The 20,508-nt window shown below is 72.3% G+C and carries 22 protein-coding genes; 12 read left to right on the top strand and 10 right to left on the bottom strand.

Annotated features, from left to right (window positions below; all coding sequences use genetic code 11):
- The first annotated feature begins 69 nt into the window (after nt 1–69).
- The 4 genes from dxr (at nt 70) to ACLJPY_RS40180 (ending at nt 4,395) form a co-directional block, all read left to right on the top strand.
- Complete coding sequence (gene dxr / locus ACLJPY_RS40165) at nt 70–1,272, top strand: 1-deoxy-D-xylulose-5-phosphate reductoisomerase (RefSeq protein WP_410596191.1); 1,203 nt, start codon at nt 70–72, stop codon at nt 1,270–1,272.
- Between the two features lie 3 nt (nt 1,273–1,275).
- Nucleotides 1,276–2,502 (top strand): M50 family metallopeptidase, encoded by a 1,227-nt coding sequence (locus tag ACLJPY_RS40170; protein WP_410596192.1) that lies wholly within the window; start codon nt 1,276–1,278, stop codon nt 2,500–2,502.
- A 113-nt stretch (nt 2,503–2,615) separates the two neighbouring features.
- Nucleotides 2,616–3,767, top strand: a complete 1,152-nt coding sequence (gene ispG / locus ACLJPY_RS40175) for a flavodoxin-dependent (E)-4-hydroxy-3-methylbut-2-enyl-diphosphate synthase (protein WP_410596193.1) — start codon at nt 2,616–2,618, stop codon at nt 3,765–3,767.
- Nucleotides 3,736–4,395, top strand: coding sequence for a class I SAM-dependent methyltransferase (locus ACLJPY_RS40180; RefSeq protein WP_410596194.1), 660 nt, complete (start codon nt 3,736–3,738; stop codon nt 4,393–4,395). The genes ispG and ACLJPY_RS40180 overlap by 32 nt, the downstream gene beginning before the upstream one ends.
- On the opposite strand, the gene ACLJPY_RS40185 is transcribed toward ACLJPY_RS40180, so the two are convergent.
- Nucleotides 4,384–4,638, bottom strand: coding sequence for a hypothetical protein (locus ACLJPY_RS40185; RefSeq protein ID WP_003057586.1), 255 nt, complete (start codon nt 4,636–4,638; stop codon nt 4,384–4,386). The genes ACLJPY_RS40180 and ACLJPY_RS40185 overlap by 12 nt on opposite strands.
- An 83-nt stretch (nt 4,639–4,721) precedes the next feature.
- Between ACLJPY_RS40185 and ACLJPY_RS40190 the strand changes: the two genes are divergently transcribed.
- Both ACLJPY_RS40190 and ACLJPY_RS40195 read left to right on the top strand, forming a co-directional pair.
- The gene (locus tag ACLJPY_RS40190) at nt 4,722–5,519 is read left to right on the top strand and encodes a helix-turn-helix domain-containing protein (RefSeq protein WP_410596195.1); all 798 of its coding nucleotides are present in this window, start codon (nt 4,722–4,724) and stop codon (nt 5,517–5,519) included.
- Nucleotides 5,520–5,523: 4 nt separating this feature from the next.
- Nucleotides 5,524–5,916 carry a VOC family protein gene (locus tag ACLJPY_RS40195; protein ID WP_410596196.1) on the top strand — a complete coding sequence of 131 codons (393 nt, stop codon included), beginning with the start codon at nt 5,524–5,526 and terminating at the stop codon, nt 5,914–5,916.
- Between the two features lie 221 nt (nt 5,917–6,137).
- Here the strand turns inward: ACLJPY_RS40195 and ACLJPY_RS40200 are convergent, their stop codons facing one another.
- A complete protein-coding gene (locus tag ACLJPY_RS40200; protein WP_410596197.1) occupies nt 6,138–6,344 on the bottom strand; it encodes a DUF4177 domain-containing protein in 207 nt (68 codons plus the stop codon).
- A 101-nt stretch (nt 6,345–6,445) separates the two neighbouring features.
- Between ACLJPY_RS40200 and ACLJPY_RS40205 the strand changes: the two genes are divergently transcribed.
- The 3 genes from ACLJPY_RS40205 (at nt 6,446) to map (ending at nt 10,036) form a co-directional block, all read left to right on the top strand.
- A complete protein-coding gene (locus tag ACLJPY_RS40205; protein ID WP_410596198.1) occupies nt 6,446–7,300 on the top strand; it encodes a GNAT family N-acetyltransferase in 855 nt (284 codons plus the stop codon).
- A 61-nt stretch (nt 7,301–7,361) separates the two neighbouring features.
- Nucleotides 7,362–9,155 carry a penicillin-binding transpeptidase domain-containing protein gene (locus tag ACLJPY_RS40210; RefSeq protein ID WP_410596199.1) on the top strand — a complete coding sequence of 598 codons (1,794 nt, stop codon included), beginning with the start codon at nt 7,362–7,364 and terminating at the stop codon, nt 9,153–9,155.
- Nucleotides 9,156–9,178: 23 nt separating this feature from the next.
- Complete coding sequence (gene map / locus ACLJPY_RS40215; RefSeq protein ID WP_410596200.1) at nt 9,179–10,036, top strand: type I methionyl aminopeptidase; 858 nt, start codon at nt 9,179–9,181, stop codon at nt 10,034–10,036.
- A 1-nt stretch (nt 10,037) separates the two neighbouring features.
- On the opposite strand, the gene ACLJPY_RS40220 is transcribed toward map, so the two are convergent.
- From ACLJPY_RS40220 to ACLJPY_RS40240, 5 genes are all read right to left on the bottom strand, one after another.
- Nucleotides 10,038–10,841, bottom strand: a complete 804-nt coding sequence (locus ACLJPY_RS40220) for an ABC transporter permease (RefSeq protein ID WP_410596201.1) — start codon at nt 10,839–10,841, stop codon at nt 10,038–10,040.
- On the bottom strand, nt 10,841–11,797 hold the full coding sequence (locus tag ACLJPY_RS40225) for an ATP-binding cassette domain-containing protein (protein ID WP_410596202.1): 957 nt from the start codon (nt 11,795–11,797) through the stop codon (nt 10,841–10,843). The genes ACLJPY_RS40220 and ACLJPY_RS40225 overlap by 1 nt, the downstream gene beginning before the upstream one ends.
- Before the next feature lie 25 nt (nt 11,798–11,822).
- On the bottom strand, nt 11,823–12,665 hold the full coding sequence (locus ACLJPY_RS40230) for a DUF4097 family beta strand repeat-containing protein (protein WP_410596203.1): 843 nt from the start codon (nt 12,663–12,665) through the stop codon (nt 11,823–11,825).
- A 67-nt stretch (nt 12,666–12,732) separates the two neighbouring features.
- The gene (locus tag ACLJPY_RS40235) at nt 12,733–13,224 is read right to left on the bottom strand and encodes a toxin-antitoxin system HicB family antitoxin (RefSeq protein ID WP_410596204.1); all 492 of its coding nucleotides are present in this window, start codon (nt 13,222–13,224) and stop codon (nt 12,733–12,735) included.
- A gap of 92 nt (nt 13,225–13,316) precedes the next feature.
- Nucleotides 13,317–14,000 carry a FadR/GntR family transcriptional regulator gene (locus tag ACLJPY_RS40240; RefSeq protein ID WP_410596205.1) on the bottom strand — a complete coding sequence of 228 codons (684 nt, stop codon included), beginning with the start codon at nt 13,998–14,000 and terminating at the stop codon, nt 13,317–13,319.
- 48 nt (nt 14,001–14,048) lie between these two features.
- Between ACLJPY_RS40240 and ACLJPY_RS40245 the strand changes: the two genes are divergently transcribed.
- Complete coding sequence (locus ACLJPY_RS40245) at nt 14,049–15,266, top strand: CynX/NimT family MFS transporter (RefSeq protein ID WP_410596206.1); 1,218 nt, start codon at nt 14,049–14,051, stop codon at nt 15,264–15,266.
- A gap of 45 nt (nt 15,267–15,311) precedes the next feature.
- Here ACLJPY_RS40245 and ACLJPY_RS40250 read toward each other — a convergent pair whose 3' ends face one another.
- Both ACLJPY_RS40250 and ACLJPY_RS40255 read right to left on the bottom strand, forming a co-directional pair.
- Nucleotides 15,312–16,706, bottom strand: a complete 1,395-nt coding sequence (locus ACLJPY_RS40250) for a mycothione reductase (RefSeq protein WP_410596207.1) — start codon at nt 16,704–16,706, stop codon at nt 15,312–15,314.
- 97 nt (nt 16,707–16,803) lie between these two features.
- Nucleotides 16,804–17,679, bottom strand: a complete 876-nt coding sequence (locus ACLJPY_RS40255; protein ID WP_410596208.1) for a M15 family metallopeptidase — start codon at nt 17,677–17,679, stop codon at nt 16,804–16,806.
- Nucleotides 17,680–17,842: 163 nt separating this feature from the next.
- On the opposite strand from ACLJPY_RS40255, the gene ACLJPY_RS40260 reads away from it, so the two are divergent.
- Both ACLJPY_RS40260 and ACLJPY_RS40265 read left to right on the top strand, forming a co-directional pair.
- Nucleotides 17,843–18,667, top strand: a complete 825-nt coding sequence (locus ACLJPY_RS40260; RefSeq protein WP_410596209.1) for a S1 family peptidase — start codon at nt 17,843–17,845, stop codon at nt 18,665–18,667.
- An 18-nt stretch (nt 18,668–18,685) separates the two neighbouring features.
- Complete coding sequence (locus ACLJPY_RS40265) at nt 18,686–19,117, top strand: GNAT family N-acetyltransferase (protein WP_410596210.1); 432 nt, start codon at nt 18,686–18,688, stop codon at nt 19,115–19,117.
- Between the two features lie 185 nt (nt 19,118–19,302).
- Here the strand turns inward: ACLJPY_RS40265 and ACLJPY_RS40270 are convergent, their stop codons facing one another.
- Nucleotides 19,303–20,478: an 8-amino-7-oxononanoate synthase gene (locus ACLJPY_RS40270; RefSeq protein ID WP_410596211.1), complete on the bottom strand. Its 1,176-nt coding sequence runs from the start codon at nt 20,476–20,478 to the stop codon at nt 19,303–19,305.
- Between the last annotated feature and the right edge of the window lie 30 nt (nt 20,479–20,508).

The following is a 20,508-nucleotide window of genomic DNA, read 5'->3' on the forward strand; positions in this document are numbered from 1 at the left end:
CTCGGACCCGCCGATGATCCCACACCTCCGGGTGCGCCGCGGACACGCCCCGCGCGACAATGACCGGCGATGACTACCTCGCGAAGCGTTCTCGTGCTCGGCTCCACCGGGTCCATCGGCGTGCAGGCCCTCGACGTCGCCGCGCGCAACCCGCACCTGTTCCGGGTGGCCGGGATCGCCGCCGGCGGGGCCGACCCGGCCGCGCTCGCCGCGCAGGCGATCGCCCACGGCGTCGAGGCCGTCGCCGTGACCAAGGCCACGGCCGTCGAAGACGTGCAGCTCGCGCTGTACGCCGAGGCGCAGAAGCGGGGGTACGCCCGAGGCGAGTTCAAGCTCCCGCGGCTGCTCGCCGGCTCCGACGCCGTCACCGAGCTGATCGACGCCGTGCCCGTCGACACCGTGCTCAACGCGCTCCCGGGCTCGCGTGGCCTCGAGCCGACGCTCAAGGCGCTCGCCACCGGCGCCACCCTCGCACTGGCCAACAAGGAGTCCCTCATCGCCGGCGGGCCGCTCGTGCTCGCGGCCGCCAAGCCGGGGCAGCTCGTGCCCGTCGACTCCGAGCACTCCGCCATCGCCCAGGCCCTGCGCGCCGGGAACCGCAGCGAGGTCGCCCGGCTCGTGCTCACCGCCTCCGGCGGCCCGTTCCGCGGCCGCAAGCGCGCGGAGCTGGCCGGCGTCACCGTCGAGCAGGCGATGGCGCACCCGACCTGGTCCATGGGCCCGCTCATCACGATCAACTCCGCCACCCTGGTCAACAAGGGCCTGGAGCTGATCGAAGCGGCGTTGCTGTTCGACATCCCGACGGACCAGATCGACGTCACCGTCCACCCGCAGTCGATCGTGCACTCGATGGTGACCTTCGCCGACGGCTCCACGATCGCCCAGGCCAGCCCGCCGGACATGCGGCTGCCGATCGCGCTCGCGCTGCACTGGCCGGACCGCGTCCCCGGCGCCGCCGCCGCGTGCCGCTGGGACACCGCCGCGACCTGGACCTTCGAGCCGCTGGACGACGAGGCCTTCCCGGCCGTCGAGCTGGCCCGGCACTGCGGGGCCGCGGGCGGCTGCCTGCCCGCGGTCTACAACGCCGCCAACGAGGAGTTGGTGGCGGCTTTCCTCGCGCAGAACACCAGCTTCACGTCGATAGTGGACACTGTTTCCGAGGTGGTGGGAGCCGCCGACGAATGGCGTCGCGAGCCACGCGACGTCGAGGACGTTCTCGCGGCCGAGCGCTGGGCTCGCGCCCGGGCCGGTTCGATCATCGAGGGGAAGTAGCGGGTGCTCGCCTACATCATCGGCGTCGTGCTGTTCGCGCTGGGGATCTGCGTCTCGGTCGCGCTGCACGAAGCCGGGCACATGGTCACCGCGAAGGCCTTCGGCATGAAAGTCCGCCGGTACTTCGTGGGCTTCGGGCCCACCGTGTTCTCCTGGCGCCGCGGCGAGACCGAATACGGCCTGAAGTGGATCCCGCTCGGCGGGTTCTGCGACATCGCGGGCATGACGGCCCTCGACGAGGTGACGCCGGACGAGGCCCCGCGCGCGATGTGGCGGTTCAAGACCTGGAAGCGCACCGTCGTGATGTCGGCCGGGTCGATCACCCACTTCATCCTGGGCTTCGTGGTCCTCTACCTGATGGCCGTGACCATGGGCCTGCCGAACCTGAACCCCACCCCGACCGCTCCCGTCCTGGACTCGACCTCCTGCGCCCGCCCGAGCACGACGAAGGAGCAGGCCGAGGCCCAGGCCGGCGCCCAGTGCCCCCAGGACGCCCTGACCCCGGCGGCTTCGGCGGGGCTGCGGCCCGGTGACAAGGTGCTCTCCGTCGGCGGCAAGCCGGTCGCGACCTGGGAAGAGATGCTCACCGCGGTGCAGGCCACCAGCGGCCGGACCGTCTTCGAGGTGCAGCGCGGCACCCAGCAGCTGTGGCTCGTCGTCGACGTGCCGAAGGTGCAGCGCTGGAGCCCCTCCGGCGTCAAGGAGGTCGGCATGATCGGCGCCTCGCCGAAGGTCGAGTCGCCGACCGTCCAGTACGGCCCGGTCGCCGCGATCGGCGCCACCTTCGACTTCACCGGCACGATGTTCGCCGAGACGGCGCAGCGGCTCGTCCAGTTCCCCGAGCGCATCCCCGCCGTCGTCACCGCCATCTTCGGCGGCGAGCGCGACCCGAACACCCCGGTCAGCGTCGTCGGCGCGAGCCGGATCGGCGGCGAGGCCGTCGAGCGGGGCATCTGGGTGCTGTTCTTCTTCCTGCTGGCCAGCCTGAACTTCTTCATCGGCGTGTTCAACCTGCTGCCGCTGCTGCCGCTGGACGGCGGGCACATCGCGGTGGTCTGGTACGAGCGCGTCCGCGACTGGATCCGCGCCCGGCGGGGCAAGGCGGCCGGCGGTCCCGTCGACTACACGAGGCTGTCCGGGATCACGATGGTGCTCGTCCTGATCGGCGGCGCGGTGACGCTACTGACCGTCACCGCCGACATCGTCAACCCCATCCGGCTCGGCCAGTAGTCCCACGGCGGGGTGGCGGCCGGCCGGCGGCCGCTCACCCCCGCCGTAATCCTGCTCACCGTGACGGTTGACTTGGTGAGGGTGCCCCGGTAGGGGTAGGTACGCTGGAAGCCGTGACCGTCGCACTCGGTATGCCCGCCCTGCCCCCGCCCGTCCTGTCCGAGCGCCGCAAGACCCGCCAGCTCCAGGTGGGGTCGGTCGGTGTCGGCAGCGACTTCCCGATCTCCGTCCAGTCGATGACGACGACGCTCACCTCCGACGTCAACGCGACCCTGCAGCAGATCGCCGAGCTGACCGCCGCGGGCTGCGACATCGTCCGCGTGGCCTGCCCCTCGGCCGACGACGCCGAGGCGCTGCCCGCGATCGCGCGCAAGTCGCAGATCCCGGTGATCGCCGACATCCACTTCCAGCCCAAGTACGTCTTCGCCGCGATCGAGGCCGGCTGCGCGGCGGTGCGCGTCAACCCGGGCAACATCCGCAAGTTCGACGACCAGGTCAAGGAAATCGCCCAGGCGGCGAAGGACCACGGCACCCCGATCCGGATCGGCGTCAACGCCGGCTCGCTGGACAAGCGGATCATGGACAAATACGGCAAAGCCACCCCCGAAGCGCTCGCGGAATCGGCGCTGTGGGAGGCGTCGCTGTTCGCCGAGCACGACTTCCACGACATCAAGATCTCGGTCAAGCACAACGACCCGGTGGTCATGGTCCGCGCCTACGAACTGCTCGCCGAGCAGTGCGACTACCCGCTGCACCTGGGCGTCACCGAGGCCGGGCCGGCGTTCCAGGGCACCATCAAGTCCGCGGTCGCGTTCGGGGCGCTGCTGCGCCAGGGCATCGGCGACACGATCCGGGTGTCGCTGTCCGCGCCGCCGGTGGAAGAGGTCAAGGTCGGCATCCAGATCCTGCAGTCGCTGAACCTGCGGCCGCGGAAGCTGGAAATCGTGTCCTGCCCCTCCTGCGGACGCGCCCAGGTCGACGTCTACACCCTCGCCGAGCAGGTCACCGCCGGCCTGGAAGGCATGGAGATCCCGCTGCGCGTGGCCGTCATGGGCTGCGTCGTCAACGGCCCCGGCGAAGCCCGCGAAGCCGACCTCGGCGTCGCCTCCGGCAACGGCAAGGGCCAGATCTTCGTCAAGGGCGAGGTCATCAAGACCGTCCCCGAACACGCCATCGTCGAAACGCTCATCGAAGAAGCCATGCGCATCGCCGAAGAGGCGGGCGAGTCCATGGGTGAGGGTGCGCCCGTGGTCACCGCTGGCTGACCTGCTGTCGGACGACGCCTTGGAGGCGTCGTCCGTGGTGGCCAACCGGGCGATGAACCGCGACCGCCGGTTGGCCGGCCGCGACGGCTACTCGCGGGTCCTCGGCTTCGACGTCCTGGGCCTGCCGCCGAGCGCTCGCTGGCTGGACCTGTGCTGCGGCAGCGGGCGGGCGCTGCTGGACGCCGCCGAAGCCCGCCCGGACCTGGACATCACCGGCGTCGACCTCGTCGGTTGCTTCGCGGCACCCGGGCCCGTGCGGCTGGTGACGGCGTCGATCACGGCGTGGGAGCCCGCGGGCCGGTTCGACCTCGTGACGTGCGTGCACGGCCTGCACTACGTCGGCGACAAGCTGGGCGCGCTGCTGCGGGCGGCGTCCTGGCTCGCCGACGACGGGGTGTTCGTGGCCAACTTCGACGTCGACGGCATCGATGCCCCGGGCGGGGCGCGCCGGGTCCTGCGCGCGCTGCGCGAAGCCGGTTTCGCGTACGACCCGCGGACGCACCGGATCCGGCGGCACGGCCGCTTCGACGGCTCACTGCCCTTCCGCTACCTCGGCGCGGACGACCGGGCCGGCCCCAACTACACGGGCCAGCCCGCCGTCCGCTCCTGCTACGGATCAGCCCTGTAGGTGGTGCTGGGCGGCGTCGCGGATCTGCAGGCGGACGTTCTCGAGCGCGGCCGCGACCTCGTCGATCTGCTGGGACGCGAGCTGGATGGCGCCCTGGATCGCGGTCGCGGTGGACGTCTCCCCGAGCAGGCCGAGCACCTGGGCCTGGAGGTCTTCGAGGTCGCTCTTGGTGGCGAGCGCGATGCCGGTCGGCACCTGGTCGGCGAGCAGCTCCAGCTGCTGCGCCTGCTCCTGGATCGTCATCGGGTGGTTCCTTCCGCGGTGGGGACGCACCCCCCGTGTTACCAGACCCGAAACTGTCGGTGGTGACGTTTACGCTGGCATTCGTGAGCGTGACCTGGGCCGATCGCCTGCCGCACCCGGTGGTGCGGCCCCTGGTCACGCGCTATGTGGGGTACGCGCAGGAGGACGTCACGCTGGCCGTCCACCGCGGCCTGCCGTCCCGGCACGTGACGCTCGTCATCAGCCTCGCCGGGCCGGTGCGGATGGGCGGGCGCAGCCTGCAGGCGCTGGTCGGCGGCCTGCACACGAGCGCGGTGCTGATCCGGCAGGACCGCGTGCAGGAGGGCATCCAGCTGGAGCTCGACCCGCTGGGCGTGCGGACGCTGTTCGGCGTGACGGCGGCGGAGCTGAGCGGCGAGGTGGCCGACCTCGCCTGCTTCGGCCTCGGCTGGCTGCCGGAGCGGCTGCGCTCGCTGCCGGCGTGGGAGCAGCGGTTCGCGTTGCTGGACGACGTCCTGGCCGCCCGGGCCGTGACGCCGGTGGCGCCGCCGCCCGAGCTGGGGGAGGCGTGGCGCCGGCTGCGGAGTGCGGACGGGCGGGTGCGCGTGGCAGACCTGGCGGCGGAGGTCGGCTGGAGCCGGCGGCACCTCGGCGAGCGCTTCCGCGCGGAGCTGGGGCTGGCGCCCAAGCAGGCGGCGCGCGTGCTGCGGTTCGAGCGGGCCGGCCGCCTGCTGCGGCAGGGGCGCACGGACCTGGCGGCGCTGGCGGCGGAGTGCGGCTTCTACGACCAGGCGCACCTGACGAACGAGTGGCGCGCGCTGGCCGGGTGCACGCCGGGGACGTGGATCGCCGAGGAGCTCCCGTTCCTCCAAGACCAGGGGGCGGAGGTGGCGCGAAGCTGACGGCATGACTCCTGAACCGAACGTCTGGCCGGCCCTGCGGTACGACGACGCCCCGGCCGCGGTCCGCTTCCTCGTCGACGTCCTGGGCTTCACCGAGGCGCTGGTGGTGCCCGAGGGCGACCTGATCGCGCACGCCGAGCTGCGCTGGCCCGAGGGTGGCGCGGTGATGCTGGGCAGCGTCCGCCCACCGGACGGCGTCCACGACGCGATGAAGCCGGGCACGGCCGCCGTGTACGTGGTGTCGGACCGCGTCGACGAGGTGTACGCGCGGGTGCAGGAGGCGGGTGCGGAGATCACGGCGGAGCTGACGGACACTGAATACGGCTCGCACACGTTCAGCCTCCGCGACCCGGAGGGCAACGCGTGGACCATCGGGACGTACCGCGGCGCGGCCTGACCACGCCGTAGGTGGTGCGGCGGTCGGCGCCTGACCATGCGGTGAGGCGGCCGGGGCGGTCGGCGCCGGACCGCGCGGTGAGGCGGGCGCGGCGGTCGGTCGCTTGGCCCTTGGCCGCGCGGGAGCACCGGCCTGCGGTCCGGCGAACCGCGGCCGGGCGTCGCTGCGGGCTGGATCCGCCCTGCCCATCCGCGGCCGGACCCACCCCGGGCGGGCCCCGGCTACTGCACCGGCCGCTCGAAGGTGACCAGCAAGCCCTCGACCCCGCCGGGGCCGACCCGGCCCTTCACTTCGGTGGCTGTGATCGCCTTCAGCTGCCACCCGTCCTCGGCGTGGTCGTTCAGCAGCTTCTCCAGCTTGCCGCCCGACATCTTCCCGCCGATCAGCTTCTCCCGGACCTCGACGACCTTGTACGTGAACCGCTGCATGGACTCCATCCTGCCCCGCCGTCCCCGACCTGGGCCCTTCATCTCACCGTGTCTGGGGCCTCGCGTTCCGTTTACCGCTCCGATCTGGCACCCTGGAGTCCGTGTTGCGGCTTGCAGGTGCACGGCTGCTCGATGATCGGGACTATCCGGCGGTCCGTGCCGCGCTGGCCGCGGACCCGGTGGGCAGCTGCATGGTCAGCGCCCGGGTCGAGGCCGCGGGCCTCGACCCGTGGCGGCTCGGTGGCGAGCTCTGGGCCGCCGACAGCCGTCCGGTCCGGGCCGGGCGGCTCCAAGGGCTGTGCTTTTCCGGGCCGAACCTCATCCCGCTGCGCGGCAACGCGCCCGCGTTGCGCTCCTTCGCCGACCGAGCACTGAGGCGGCAGCGCACCTGCTCCTCGCTCGTCGGGCCCGCCGAGCAGGTCATCGGCCTGTGGGAGGAGCTCGAGGGCGAATGGGGGCCGGCCCGCGAAGTCCGCGACGACCAGCCGCTGATGGCGCTGGACAGCACCCCGCTCGTCGCCGCCGATCCGCTGGTCCGCCCGGTCCGGCCGGACGAGCTGGAGCGGTACCTGCCCGCCGCGGTCTCGATGTTCATCGAGGAGGTCGGCGTCGACCCGCGCAGCGGTGACGGCGGCGCCAGCTACCGCGCCCGGGTCACCGAACTCATCGGCGCCGGCCGCGCGTTCGCCCGGTTCGAGGACGGCGAGGTCGTCTTCAAGGCCGAGATCGGCGCCATGTCGGCCACCGTCGGGCAGATCCAGGGCGTCTGGGTGCACCCCGACCGCCGTGGCGACGGGCTCGGCACCGCCGGCACCGCCGCGGTGGTGAACCGGCTGGTCCGCGGCCTGGGCCGCACAGCCAGCCTGTACGTCAACGCCTTCAACACCCCCGCCCTCGCGGCCTACCGCAAGATCGGCTTCAAGCAGGTCGGCCAGTACGCGACGGTGCTGTTCTAACCACTCTTCCGTGGCGGTGTTTCAGCGGGGTCGAACCACGCTGACCAGGCACTATCCGGCCATGAGTGCACGTCGACACCGCAGTGCGCTCGCGGCGCTGCTGCTCGTCGCCGCGACCACGGCCGGGTGCTCGGGTGACAGTCCCGAGGACGCCCTTTCCGCCTTCCTGGACGCCGTCGCGTCCGGGGACGTCGCCGCCGCGGCGGCGAACACCGACTCACCCGACGCCGCGAAGACCGTCCTGAGCCAGGTCCGGGGCGTGCTCGACCCCGAGGGCCTCGACGTCGACGACGAAGAGGTCAAGCAGCCCGACGGCGACGTCGTGACCGCCGGGTACCGGCTCACCTGGCACCTGTCGCACGGCCGCACCTGGTCCTACCGCGCCGACGCCCAGCTGCGGGCGGCCGAGAACGGCTGGCAGGTGCACTGGCAGCCGACGGTCGTGCACCCCCAGCTGGCCGTCGGCCAGACCCTCGGCCTGCTGCCGCAGCTGCCCGAGACGGCCCCGGTCCTCGACCGCGACGGCGTGCCGCTGATGCGCCCGCAGACCGTGATCGGCGTGGTCGTCGACCCGCAGAAGGCCGGGGACACGAGGGCCGTCGCGGGGACGCTCGCCAAGGCGCTGCACCGGTACGAGCCGTCGGTCACCGGCCGGTCCGTGCTCGACGGGATGAGCAGGACCAAGCCCGGCGACGCCTACCCGGTGATCGCCCTGCGCGCCGGCGACTACCAGCGCGTCAAGGCGGCGATCTACGACCTGCCCGGCGTGCGCTTCGCCAGCCAGGAACGGCTGCTGCCGGTGACCCGCGGGTCCGGGCAGCAGGTCCTGCCGGGCATCCGCGCGCTGGTCGAGCAGCAGCTGGCCGGGGCGGCGGGCTGGCGGATCGTCACCCGCGACGTCACCGGCGGCGAGGTGTCCGAGCTCAAGGCCGAGCCGCCGCGGCCCGCGCCCGCCGTCACGAGCACGCTCAGCACGAAGATCCAGGCCGCCGCGGAGAAGGCGCTGGCCACCGAGCCGTACTCCGCCGCGCTGGTCGCGATCCAGCCGTCGAGCGGGGACATCCTCGCCGTCGCGCAGAACGACGCCGCCGACGAGGAAGGCGCACTGGCGCTGTCCGGGCGCTACCCGCCGGGGTCGACGTTCAAGATCGTCACGGCGGCGGCCGCGCTGGCCACCGGCGACGTCGACGCCGGCAGCCCGGTCGACTGCCCCGGCACGACCACGGTCGAAAACCGGGTCATCCCGAACGAAGGCCGGTTCGACCTCGGCCGGGTGCCGCTGAAGACGGCGTTCGCGCGGTCCTGCAACACGACGTTCGCCCGGCTCGCGGCCGGCCTCGGCGGCTCCGCGCTCACCGACACCGCCCGCTCCTTCGGCCTCGGCGCCGACTTCGTCGTCCCGGGCCTGACCACGGTCACCGGCGACGTCCCGGCGACCGACTCCGCCGTGCAGCGGGCGGAGAACGGCTTCGGCCAGGGCCGGGTGCTGACCAGCCCGTTCGGGATGGCGCTGGTCGCGGCCACCGTGCAAGCCGGGAAGGTGCCGTCGCCGTCGATCGTCAAGGGCCTGCCGGCGGCCACGAAGAACGTCGGCGACCCGCCGTCGCAGGACGTTCTCGACGCGCTGCGCGGGATGATGCGCGAGGTCGTCACCGCGGGCACCGCGACCGGGCTGCGGGACATCCCCGACGTCGCGGGCAAGACCGGCACCGCCCAGTTCGGCGACGGCGCGCACTCGCACGGCTGGTTCGTCGGCTACCGCGGCGACCTGGCGTTCGCCGTCCTGCTGACCGACGCGGGGTCGTCGAAACCGGCCGTGCAGGCCGCGCACCGGTTCCTGGCGGGGATCGGCTGAGCGGACCGTCGTAAGGTGGAGGCATGTCCGTTCGTGCCCCGCTCGTTCCCGGCGTCCAGACGCCGCGCCGTGACGTCCCCAGTTCCATCGCCCGTCCCGAGTACGTGGACAAGCCGGCGCCGAAGCGGGACACCGGCAACGGCGTGCGCACGCCCGAGGTGATCGAGGCGATGCGGGTCGCGAGCCGCATCGCCGCGCAGGCCCTGGAGGAGGGCGGCAAGGCCGTCAAGCCGGGCGCCACCACGGACGACATCGACAAGGTGGTGCACGAGTTCCTGCTCGACCACCACGCCTACCCCTCGACGCTGGGCTACCGCCGGTTCCCGAAGTCGTGCTGCACGTCGCTCAACGAGGTGATCTGCCACGGCATCCCGGACTCGACGGTGATCGAGGACGGCGACATCTGCAACATCGACGTCACCGCCTACATCGGCGGCGTCCACGGCGACACGAACGCGACCTTCCTCGCCGGCGACGTCTCCGAGGAGGCCCGCCTGCTGGTGGAGCGCACCCGCGAGGCGACCATGCGGGCGATCAAGGCGGTCCGCCCGGGCCGCCAGCTGAACGTGATCGGCCGGGTCATCGAGTCCTACGCCAAGCGCTTCGGCTACGGCGTGGTCCGCGACTTCACCGGCCACGGCGTCGGCCCGGCGTTCCACACGCCCCCGACGGTCCTGCACTACGAAGAGCCCTCGGTGGAGACGGTGATCGAGGAGGGCATGACCTTCACGATCGAGCCGATGATCACCCTGGGCACCATCGACTACGACATCTGGGCCGACGACTGGACCGTCACCACGAAGGACAAGAAGTGGACGGCCCAGTTCGAGCACACCCTCGTGGTGACGGCCGACGGCAGCGAAATCCTCACGCTGCCCTGAGTCAGTGGCTGGTGGCCTTCTTGTAGCAGCGCACCGAAAGCGGCACGAAGACCACCAGCAGCACCGCGATCCACAGCACCGAAGCGAGCACGGCGTGCTGCATCGGCCAGACGTCGTGCGCCGGCATGGCCGTGCTCGTGTTGCCGAACAGTTCTCGCGACGCCTGCGTGATCGCCGAGACGGGGTTCCAGTCCGCGATCACGCGCAGCGGGGTCGGCAGGCGGCCGCTGTCGACGAACGTGTTGGCCAGGAACGTCAGCGGGAAGATCGCCACGCTGGAGACGTTGTTGAACACCTCGGGCTTGCGGACCGCCAGGCCGAGCGTCCCCATCACCCACGACAGCGCGTAGGCGAAGGCCAGCAGCAGGAGCACCCCGCCGAGGGCCTCGAAGACGCCCGTGTGGATGCGCCAGCCCACCAGCAGCCCGACCAGTCCCATGATCAGCAGGCTCGTCACGTTGAGGATCAGGTCCGCCGTCGTGCGCCCGATCAGCACCGCCGCCGGGGACATCGGCAGGGATCTGAACCGGTCGATGATGCCCTTCTGCAGGTCGTCGGTCAGCCCGTAGCCGGTGACGATGCTGCCCATCGCCACCGCGAGGACGAAGATCCCCGGCAGCATGAACTCGCGGTACGACATGCCCGGGATGTCGATCACGCTGCCGAAGACGTAGCCGAAGAGCAGCACGAACATCACCGGCGTGAACACGATGGACCCCAGCAGGTCCAGCGACCGGACGATCTTGATCGAGTTGCGCTTGGCGACGGTCACGCCGTCGGTGACGGCCATCTGCACCGCGTTCATCACACGGCCTCCTTCTCGGGTTCGGCCGTCTCGTGGCCGGTCAGGGTGAGGAAAACGTCGTCGAGGGTCGGGCGCCGGACACCGACGTCGCGGACGTCGACGCCTTCCGCGGCCAGCAGTGACAACGCTTCGGTAAGCGCTTTCGCGCCGTGGCTCACGGGCACGGTGAGCCGGAACGCCTCGGCCTGCGGCTCGCCGCTGGCCAGCCGGGCCAGCGCGCGCCGGGCCACGAGGACGTCGTCGTGGGTGCCGACGGTCAGCTCGATCCGCTCGCCGCCGACGAGGTCCTTGAGCTCGTCCGCGGTGCCGCGGGCGATCACGCGCCCGTGGTCGACGACGGCGATGGTGTCGGCCAGCCGGTCGGCCTCCTCCAGGTACTGCGTGGTGAGCAGCAGCGTCGTGCCGCCCGCGACGAGTTCGGTGATGACCTCCCACAGCTCGGTGCGGGCCCGCGGGTCGAGCCCGGTGGTGGGCTCGTCGAGGAACAGCACCGGCGGGTTCGCCACCAGCGCGCCGGCCAGGTCGAGGCGGCGCCGCATGCCGCCGGAGTAGCCCTTCACCGGGCGGTCGGCGGCGTCGGCCAAGCTGAACCGGGCCAGCAGCTCGCGACCGCGGGCCTTGGCCCGCCGGGTGCCCAGGTGGTACAGCCGCCCGACCATCTCCAGGTTCTCGGCCCCGGTCAGTTCCTGGTCGACGGCGGCGTACTGCCCCGAGGCACCGATGTGCGAGCGCAGCTCGTGCGCGTCCTTCACGACGTCGAACCCGGCGACCGTCGCGTGGCCCGCGTCCGGCTTCTGCAGCGTCGTCAGGATCTGGACGGTGGTGGTCTTCCCCGCGCCGTTCGGCCCGAGCACCCCGAGCACCGTGCCTTCCGGTACCACGAGCGACATCCCGTCGAGCGCGGTGACCTTCCCGTACTTCTTGACCAATCCCTCGGCCACGATGGCGTCCGGCATGGATTTCCCCTTGTCTCGTGGAGTTTCAGGCCCGGCGGATGACGATGTCGCCGGTGTAGGTGTGGGCTTTGACCTCGACGGTCTCGGTGTTCGACCCGGGGCCGTCGGCGGGGCTGAGCGTGTTGCGGACCGACCCGGTCAGCGAGTTCAGCTCCAGCCAGGCGGCGCTGCCTTCGCGGATGCCGACCTCGATCTCGCCGACGGCGGTTTCGAGGACGAGCCGATCGCGCACGACCTCGCCGAGCCGGATGTCGCCGGCGGCGGTCTTGGCGTGCACGCCGGCGTGGGCGAGGTCGACGAGGATGTCGCCGCTGGCGGTGTTGACGCGCAGGTCGCCGGTGACCTCGCCGACGCGGGTTTCGCCGTTGGAGTTCTTGAGCACGGCGTCGCCGTCGATCTGGCGGATCCGCAGTTCGCCGGAGCCGGTGCCGACCTCGGCGTGCCCGGTGGCGCGCTCGACGGTGACGTCGCCGGTCGCCGTGCTCGCTTCGAGCCGGGCGGCTTCGTCCACGTGGATGTCGCCGACGGAGGTCTTGAGGCGGCTGGGGCCGACCCGGCCGGTGACGCGGAAGTCGCCCATCGCGGCGGTGCCGGTGAGCTGCGAACCGGCGGGCAGCTCGATCGTGACGTGCAGGGCGCCGCCCCGGCCCCAGAGCTTGGTGACGTACTTCGGGCCCTTGACCAGCAGCTCGCCGCCGGAGAACTCGACGCGGGTCTTCGCGACCGCCTTGACGTCCTCGTTCTCGGCCGGGTCGGCCGGGGCGACCTCGACGGTCGTTTCGGCGCGGTCGCCGGCGACGATCCGGACGTCGGCGACGCTGACGTCGATCGTGGCCGTGATCGGTTCGGGCGTGGGGAAAACAGGCATGGCTGCGCCCTCCTGGGGTGCTGAGGTGGCGTCTCCGCAGGTCGGAGACGGAAGAACGGAAAAGTGGTTACTGAACCCAGCCGGTGTACTTCTCGCCGAAGACCGAACGGCGCGGGGCGGGACGGCCGCGGTCCGTGCCGAGTGCGGTGGTGGCGGCGCGGACGAGCCAGGCGTTGATGGAGATGCGCTCCCGGCCGGCGGCCTCTTCGACGCGCTGCTTCAGCTGCTCGGGCAGCCGCAGGTTGATGCGGGAGACGGCGCCGTCGTCGGGCTCGGGCGCGGGCGGCGGCGCTTCGGCCGGCGCGGGTTCCGGTGTGGTGGGCACGGAGACGGCGAACTCGGCTTCGCGACGGCGGAGGCGTACCTCCACGGAACCGGGGGCGAGGTCGCGGGTGATTTCGTCGGCCGCGGCCGAAAGGGCGTCGAGCAGGGTGAGCCGGATCGCCGACTCGAGCGGCGCGGTGAGCCGCTCGGCGAGGGCGACGGCTTCCTCGCCCGCCGCTTCGGCGGCGACCGCGAGCTCCCGGCGGAGTTCGTCCACGAAGGGCGTCAGGTCCATGGCACAACTATGGCGCCATCGTGGCACCACGACAACCCTGAAATGGCACCCTTAGGGGTCATTTGTGGTGCCAGAAGTTAAGAAAGCGCAGTTCAGGCGCGTTCGATGCGCTCCAGGAGCTCGTCGAGGAACCCGCAGGCCTCGGCGGCGGCACGGTCGGGGTCACGGTCGGCGATGGCCTGGGCGAGACCTTCGTGGCCGATTTCCGGCGAGTGGTCGGCGCCGGGGGCGATGCTGGACGTCGTCGCGATGCTGGCCGCGATGACCTCGGTCAGCCCGCGGTAGAGCTCGGTCAGCAGCCGGTTGTGGCCCGCGCCGACGACCGCGCAGTGGAATTCGGCGTCCGTGCGGGCGAAGTCCTGCCAGCGGCCTTCGCGCAGTTCGGCCTCGCGGCGGGCGAGCAGTGACCACAGCTCGGCGACCTCGTCCTGGGTCCGCCCGGACGCCGCGAGCCGCGCGCCTTCGACCTCCAGGGTGCGCCGGACCTGCAGGACTTCGCGCAGTTCCGAGCCGCAGAGCCGGCGGATCGCGCCGGACACCTCGCTCGTGGCGCGCACGTAGGTGCCGTCGCCCTGGCGGACCTCCAGCAGTCCGGTGTGCGCGAGCGCGCGCACGGCCTCGCGGACGGTGTTGCGCCCGACGCCGAGCTGCTCGACGAGCTCGGCCTCGGTCGGGATGCGTTCGCCGATCGGCCATTCGCCCTGCGTGACCGCGGTCCGCAGCTGCTCGATGACCTGGTCGACGAGGCCTGCTCGGCGCGTGGTGGCCAGAGGCACAGGATTATCCCTTCATCCAATCATCCTACGTATGCGATAGTAGCGGGCATGCGCGTCGAACACCGTGAACCCGAACTCGACGGCGCCGCGGCGGTCCGGACGCCGGGCGTGGTCGCCGCCGGGGCGCTGCTCGCGGTCGCGGTGGTGCTCACCGCCCTCAACCTGCGTCCGGCCATCACCGGCGTCGGGCCCATGCTCGCCGAAATGCGGACCGACCTGGGGGCTTCCGTCGTCTGGGCCGGCGTGCTCACGACGCTGCCGACCCTCTGCTTCGCCGGTGCCGGGCTGGCCGCGCCGCTGCTCGCGCGCCGGGCCGGGGTCGGCGCGGCCATCGCGATCGCGCTGGCCGCCCTCGGCGCCGGGCTGGTCCTGCGCGTGCTCGACGGCCCGGTCGTGGTGCTCGGCGGCACGCTCGTGGCCACGGCCGGGATCGCCCTGATCAACGTGCTGATCCCGGTCGTCATCAAGGACTCCTTCCCGGCCCGCATCGGCGTGCTGACCGGCGTCTACACCGCCGCGCTGCAGGGCGGTGGCGCCCTCGGGTCGGCGGTGACCCCGCGGCTCGGCGACGCACTCGGCGGCTGGCGCCCGGCGCTGGGCAGCTGGGCCGTGCTGGCCGTCGTCGCGCTGCTGGTGTGGATTTTCGCAGCCCGCGGCACCGGCCGGGCACCGCGGCCCGCCGACGGTGCCGCGGCCGGCCGGTCGCTGCTGCGCAACCGGCTGGCGTGGATCGTCACGGGCTTCTTCGGCCTGCAGGCGTTCTACGCCTACGCGGCGATGGGCTGGTTCCCGCAGGTGCTGATGGACGCGGGTGTGCCGCGCGACGACGCCGGCCTGCTGTTCGGCCTGGTCTCGCTGATCGCGGTGCCGATTAGCCTCGTCGTGGCGCCGATGGCGGCCCGGCAGCGCGGACAGAGCGGGTGGATCGTCGGGCTGGGTGTGTTCGGCGTCGCCGGGACCGCCGGGCTGATGCTCGCGCCGTCGTGGTCGCCGCTGCTCTGGAGCATCCTCGTGGGGCTCGGGATGAGCACGTTCTCGCTGGCCCTGACCGTGATCGCGCTGCGCGCGCGGACCGGCGCGGACACCGCCCGGCTGTCCGGGATGGCGCAGGGCTTCGGCTACTTGTTCGCCGCGCTCGGGCCGTTCCTCTTCGGCCTGCTGCACGACCTCGCGGGCGGCTGGGCCGTGCCGCTGGGCATGCTGCTCGGCCTGCTCGGCGTCCAGCTGACCTTCGGCGCTCTCGCCGGCCGCCACCGCTTCGTCTGAACCGTCGCGAAGGGCCCCTTCGGGAGAGGCCCTTCGCGGAGTGGCTCAGTCCAGCGGCAGGTTGAGCAGCGCGTTCTCGACCAGCTCCGGCATCGCCGGGTGGATCCAGTACTGGCCGCGGGCCATGCTCTTCGCGTCGAGGCCGAAGCTCATCGCCTGGATGAGCGGCTGGATCACCGAGGACGCCTGCGGGCCGATGATGTGCGCGCCGAGCAGCTGCCCGGTCGCCGGGTCGGCCAGGAGCTTCGCGAAGCCCGTCGTGTCCTCCATCGCCCAGCCGTAGGCGATGCCGGCGTAGTCCTGCTTCGAGACGACGTAGGACACGCCGAGCTCGCGCGCCTTCTGCTCGGTGAGCCCGACCGACGCCACCTGCGGGTGGGTGAAGACGGCGTGCGGCACGAACCGGTGGTCGGCGGTGATCCGCTCGTCCGGGTGCAGGAGGTTGTGCTGCACCACGCGGGCTTCGTGGTTCGCGACGTGCTTGAGCTCGTGCGGCGAAGACAGGTCGCCGAGGGCGTAGATGCCTTCGACCACGGTCTCCTGGTGGTCGTCCACCACGACGTGCCCACTGTCCGATGTGGTCACCCCGGTGGCGGCGACGTCGAGCAGGTCGGAGTTCGGCCGACGGCCGGTGGCGATGAGCAGCACGTCGCCTTCGACGGTTTCGGCGCCCTGCGGCCCCTCGAGGTCGAGCGCGATGCCGCTGCCGGTCTTGCGCGCCCGCACGGTCTTGCGGTCGAGGCGGACGTCGAACCGCTCGGCGGCCAGCTCGGTGAAGCGGGCGCTGACGTCCTCGTCCTCCGAGCGCAGCAGCCGCCCGGAGCGGTTGACCAGGGTGACCTGCACGCCGAAGGAGGCGAAGACGTGCGCGAACTCCGCCGCGATGTACCCGCCGCCGAGGATGACGATCCGCTCGGGCAGCTCGTCGAGCCGCATCACGGTGTCGGAGGTGTGGTAGTCGACGTCGTCCAGGCCCGGGATCGCGGGGATGACCGGGCGGCCGCCCGCGGCGAGCACGAACCGGTCGGCGGTGAGCACTTCGTCGGGGCGTCCGTCGGCGAAGCTGACGCGCAGCTCCTTGTGGCCGGTGAAGCGGCCGGTGCCCTCGTAGACGTCGACGTTCGCGTTGTCCTCGTGGCTGCGGCGGTACTCCGCGCCGCCTTCGGCGATCGGGTCGATGCGGCCGAAGATCCGGTCGCGGATGTCGCGCCAGCGCACGCCCTTCAGCTCTTCGTCGACGCCGTACTTGGCGCTGCGCGAAGGCGTGTACGCGACGTCGGCGGCGTACACGAACATCTTCGTCGGGATGCAGCCGACGTTCAGGCAGGTGCCGCCGAAGGTGCCCTTCTCCACGATCGCCGTCTTCTGGCCGGCGAAACCGGGGCCGAGGATGGAGTTCCCCGATCCCGTCCCGACGATCACCAGGTCGTAGTGGGGCACTGCATCCTCCGCGGGGTCCGGGTCCGGTCGATTCACCCTAGCCAACCGCGCCGCGCGGGCGGGTGTTCCCGCCTGTGCTCAACGTCGTATTACGTGGTCAATGGCCGGTCGCGGTGAAGTGCATCCGGTCGGTCGGGCTGTGCCAGTTCCCGCCCCAGCTCCACCCGATCGCCGCGAACGCGCGGACGGTCGCGTCACCGGCCAGCACCATGCCGGGCCGCCGGCGCGAGCGGTCGACGTAGGCCGAGGCCAGCTCGGGCAGCACGAGATCGCCCTGGGTGTAGGGGTTGCAGAACGGGTTCACGTCCACGGCGAGCCCGGAGGCGTGCGCCGACCAGTTCGGCTGCCCGCGCGCCGGGCGGCAGACGAAGGCGCTGGTCGAGTTGCCGTCCCCGGTCGGCGGTGCGGTGAGCTCCGCCGGGCTGGTCACGCGCATCTCCTCGAGCGGGAAGCGAGCGGCGAAGAGCTGCCCGAACACCTTCGTGATCCCGGCCGCGCCGGCGGCGTTCACCAGCATTTCGCCGGTGTGCGCGCGGCCGTCGAAGCCCCAGAAGGACATCGTCAGGTAGCGCAGGTCGGCCGCCTTGACGGGGCAGGACGGCTGCCAGGTGCTGCGCGCGAGGACGTCCGCGGGCACGGCGCTGATCGTCGCGGCGTACGCGTTCCCGGCGGGCGGGGGAAACAGGTCTTTTGTCGGAAGTGCCCGGTTCACCAGTTCGGGTGGCGTCGGCTCGACCTCGCCGAAGCCGTCGGCACGGCGGGGGAGCGGGCGGGCACCGACCTGCCAAGGCGCGGCGGACGCGCTCGGCACCGGCGGCGCGGCCGTGGTGCCCGGCGGGCTCGCCGTCGTCGGCGGCGCGGAAGGTGCAGGCTGCGGCGACGGCACCGGCGACGGCACGGGCGACGGCGCTGTCGCCGAGCACGCGCTCATGGCGAGGGCCAGTGCTGCCCACGCCGCCGCCGTCCGCCACATCCGGTCAGCTTGGCAGAAGCCTCCCGTGGCCGGAGACCACCCGTTCCAGTGACACCGTTTTGGGCCCCCTCGGCCTAGGGTATTGAGGGCACGTCGTTCACGCACCGGAGTCATCCGGGTGCCGAGTGCTCAACGTTGTGCTGCGTCGAAAAGGGGAAGACCCATGTCCGTGAAGTCCCGCCGATCCCTGCTGTTCGCGAGCGCCGCGCTCCTCGCGGTCGCCGCGGCCGCCGTGCCGGTCGTGGTGGGCACGGCAGCGGCCGACCCCGGGGCCGCCGGCTCCGGCAACCAGGCGCGGATCGTCGGGGGCAACCAGGCTTCCCTGGCCGACCACCCGTACGCGGTGTACCTGACCGACGCGGGCGGCAACCAGTTCTGCGGCGCGGTGATCGTCAGCTCCACCGCGGTCGTGACGGCGGCCCACTGCGCCAAAGCGGTGGCGAAGCAGGACATCCGCGTGGTGGCCGGCCGAGAGGACAAGCGCACGAGTGACGGCCAGGTCCTCGGCGTCTCCAAGGTCTGGATCGGCCAGGGCTACACCGACCCGACTAAGGGGGCCGACGTCGCGGTGCTGACCGTGCGCGGCCAGCTCGGCTACCGGCCCGCGAAGCTGCCCGGCAGCGGTGACGCGGGGCTGTACGCCAAGGACACCCAGGCGACGGTGCTCGGCTGGGGCCGCATCGCCGACGGCGGCGACCGCTCGGACTACCTGCGCAGCGCGCAGGTGCCGGTGGTCTCGGACAGCGAATGCAAAACCGACTACAGCGTCTACGACCAGCGGACGATGGTGTGCGCGGGTTACGCCGAAGGCGGCGTCGACGCCTGCCAGGGCGACTCCGGCGGCCCGCTGGTGGTGGGGGACACGCTGATCGGCATCGTCTCCTTCGGCGACGGCTGCGCGAAGGCGAACAGGCCGGGCGTGTACACGCGCGTCTCCACCTATGCCGGTGACATCGAGTCCCAGGCCAAGCCGCGCCTGCTCGGCTGAGCGTGCTAAGCAGGGGGCATGCCGACCCTGCACGACGCGACCGGTCCCGAGCTGACCGCGGCTCAGCTGCACGACATCCTCCGCCTGCGCGTCGATGTGTTCGTCGTGGAGCAGAAAGCGGCGTACCCGGAAGTCGACGGCCGTGACCTGCGGCCCGACACCCGGCACCTGTGGTTCGAAGACGCCGGTTCGGTCGTGGCGTACCTGCGGGTGCTGCTCGACCCGGGCGGCATCCGCCGCATCGGCCGCGTGGCGACAGCGGCGCCCGCCCGCGGCGCCGGCCTGGCGGCCCGCCTGATGGACGCGGCCCTGACGATCCCGGGCGAGTATGTCCTGGACGCCCAGACATACGTCCAGGGCTTCTACGCCCGCTACGGCTTCATCGCCGAAGGCGACGAGTACACCGACGACGACGGAATCCCCCATATCCGCATGCGCCGCCACCCGTAATACCCCACCAATCACGCGAGATGCCCGCCCAGTCACGCGAAACTCGTCCCTGATCACCCAACCGACCCTCCGGGTACGCGATCCGACCGCCTGGGTACGCGATCCGACCCTCCGGGTACGCGGTCCGACCGTCCAGGTGCGCGATCCGACCGCCCAGGTGCGCCGACCGGCCTTCCGATCCGACCTCAGGCGAGCGCGCCTCGCGGGGCCGTCGCGGTGATGACCTTCACCGCACGGTCCACATCGGACTCCGTGAGGTCGGCCCGCGCCGTCAACCGCAGGCGCGAGATGCCGTCCGGCACCGACGGCGGCCGGAAGCAGCCGACGCGGATGCCCTGCTCCGCGCACGCCGCCGCCCAGGCCACGGCCGTCTCCGCGGACGGTGCCTGCACCGAAATCACCGCCGCGTCCGGCACGCTCGCCTTCAACCCGGCCGCCTTCAGCGACATCGCCAGGTTGCCCGCGTTCTCGACCACCTTCTCCGCCAGTCCCGGCTCTTCCTTCAACGCGTGCAACGCCGCCAGCGCGGCCGCGGCGCTCGCGGGCGCCAGCGCCGTGTCGAAGATGAAGCTCCGCGCCGTGTCCACCAGGTGCTTGATCACCCGCCGCGGCCCCACCACCGCGCCGCCCTGGGCGCCGAGGGACTTCGACAGCGTCAACGTCGTGACGACGTCGGGTGCGCCCGAAAGCCCGGCCGCGTGGACCGCGCCCCGGCCGCCTTCGCCCAGGACGCCGAAGCCGTGAGCGTCGTCGACCAGCAGGGCCGCGCTGTGCGCACGGCAGATGCCGGCCAGCTCCTCGAGCGGTGCGAGGTCGCCGTCGACCGAGAACACCGAGTCCGTCACCACCAGCGCGCGCGGCTTGCGGCGGGTCGCCAGCGCGTGCTTGATCGCCGACGGCGTCGAGTGCGCGACCGCGGCAACGTCCGCCCGCGAGAGCCGGCAGCCCTCGATCAGCGACGCGTGGATGTACTTGTCCGTGACGATCGCCGATTCTGACCCCGACAGCGCCGTCACCGCGCCGAGGTTCGCGGCGAAGCCCGAGGAGAACACCAGCGCCGCCTGCGCGCCGCAGAACCGGGCGAGTTCCAGCTCCAGTTCGGTGTGCAGCTCGGTCGAGCCGGTGACCAGCCGCGACCCGGTCGACCCCGCACCCCAGCGCAGCGCGGCGGCTGCGGCGGCTCCGGCGACGCGCTTGTCGCGGGCCAGCCCGAGGTAGTCGTTGCCCGCCAGGTCGAGCTCGTCGGCCCGCGCCGGACGCGGCCGCAGCTGCCGCACGAGCCCGGCGTTCGCCCGCTTCTCCGCCTCGGCGTCGAGCCAGTCGAAAACCTCTTCGGGCGGGAGCGTCGGCGGCGTAGTCACGTCCCGCAGTCTCCCATCCACGCCCCGCGC

This window comes from Amycolatopsis sp. lyj-23 (assembly GCF_046549135.1).
In the GTDB taxonomy this organism is placed as follows: domain Bacteria; phylum Actinomycetota; class Actinomycetes; order Mycobacteriales; family Pseudonocardiaceae; genus Amycolatopsis.

Coding starts and splice junctions, on each gene's coding strand:
- dxr (WP_410596191.1), top strand. CDS start 70: ATGACTACCTCGCGAAGCGTTCTCGTGCTCGGCTCCACCGGGTCCATC.
- ACLJPY_RS40185 (WP_003057586.1), bottom strand. CDS start 4,638: ATGACGATCCAGGAGCAGGCGCAGCAGCTGGAGCTGCTCGCCGACCAG.
- ACLJPY_RS40195 (WP_410596196.1), top strand. CDS start 5,524: ATGACTCCTGAACCGAACGTCTGGCCGGCCCTGCGGTACGACGACGCC.
- ACLJPY_RS40200 (WP_410596197.1), bottom strand. CDS start 6,344: ATGCAGCGGTTCACGTACAAGGTCGTCGAGGTCCGGGAGAAGCTGATC.
- ACLJPY_RS40210 (WP_410596199.1), top strand. CDS start 7,362: ATGAGTGCACGTCGACACCGCAGTGCGCTCGCGGCGCTGCTGCTCGTC.
- map (WP_410596200.1), top strand. CDS start 9,179: ATGTCCGTTCGTGCCCCGCTCGTTCCCGGCGTCCAGACGCCGCGCCGT.
- ACLJPY_RS40220 (WP_410596201.1), bottom strand. CDS start 10,841: ATGAACGCGGTGCAGATGGCCGTCACCGACGGCGTGACCGTCGCCAAG.
- ACLJPY_RS40225 (WP_410596202.1), bottom strand. CDS start 11,797: ATGCCGGACGCCATCGTGGCCGAGGGATTGGTCAAGAAGTACGGGAAG.
- ACLJPY_RS40230 (WP_410596203.1), bottom strand. CDS start 12,665: ATGCCTGTTTTCCCCACGCCCGAACCGATCACGGCCACGATCGACGTC.
- ACLJPY_RS40235 (WP_410596204.1), bottom strand. CDS start 13,224: ATGGACCTGACGCCCTTCGTGGACGAACTCCGCCGGGAGCTCGCGGTC.
- ACLJPY_RS40245 (WP_410596206.1), top strand. CDS start 14,049: ATGCGCGTCGAACACCGTGAACCCGAACTCGACGGCGCCGCGGCGGTC.
- ACLJPY_RS40255 (WP_410596208.1), bottom strand. CDS start 17,679: ATGTGGCGGACGGCGGCGGCGTGGGCAGCACTGGCCCTCGCCATGAGC.
- ACLJPY_RS40260 (WP_410596209.1), top strand. CDS start 17,843: ATGTCCGTGAAGTCCCGCCGATCCCTGCTGTTCGCGAGCGCCGCGCTC.
- ACLJPY_RS40265 (WP_410596210.1), top strand. CDS start 18,686: ATGCCGACCCTGCACGACGCGACCGGTCCCGAGCTGACCGCGGCTCAG.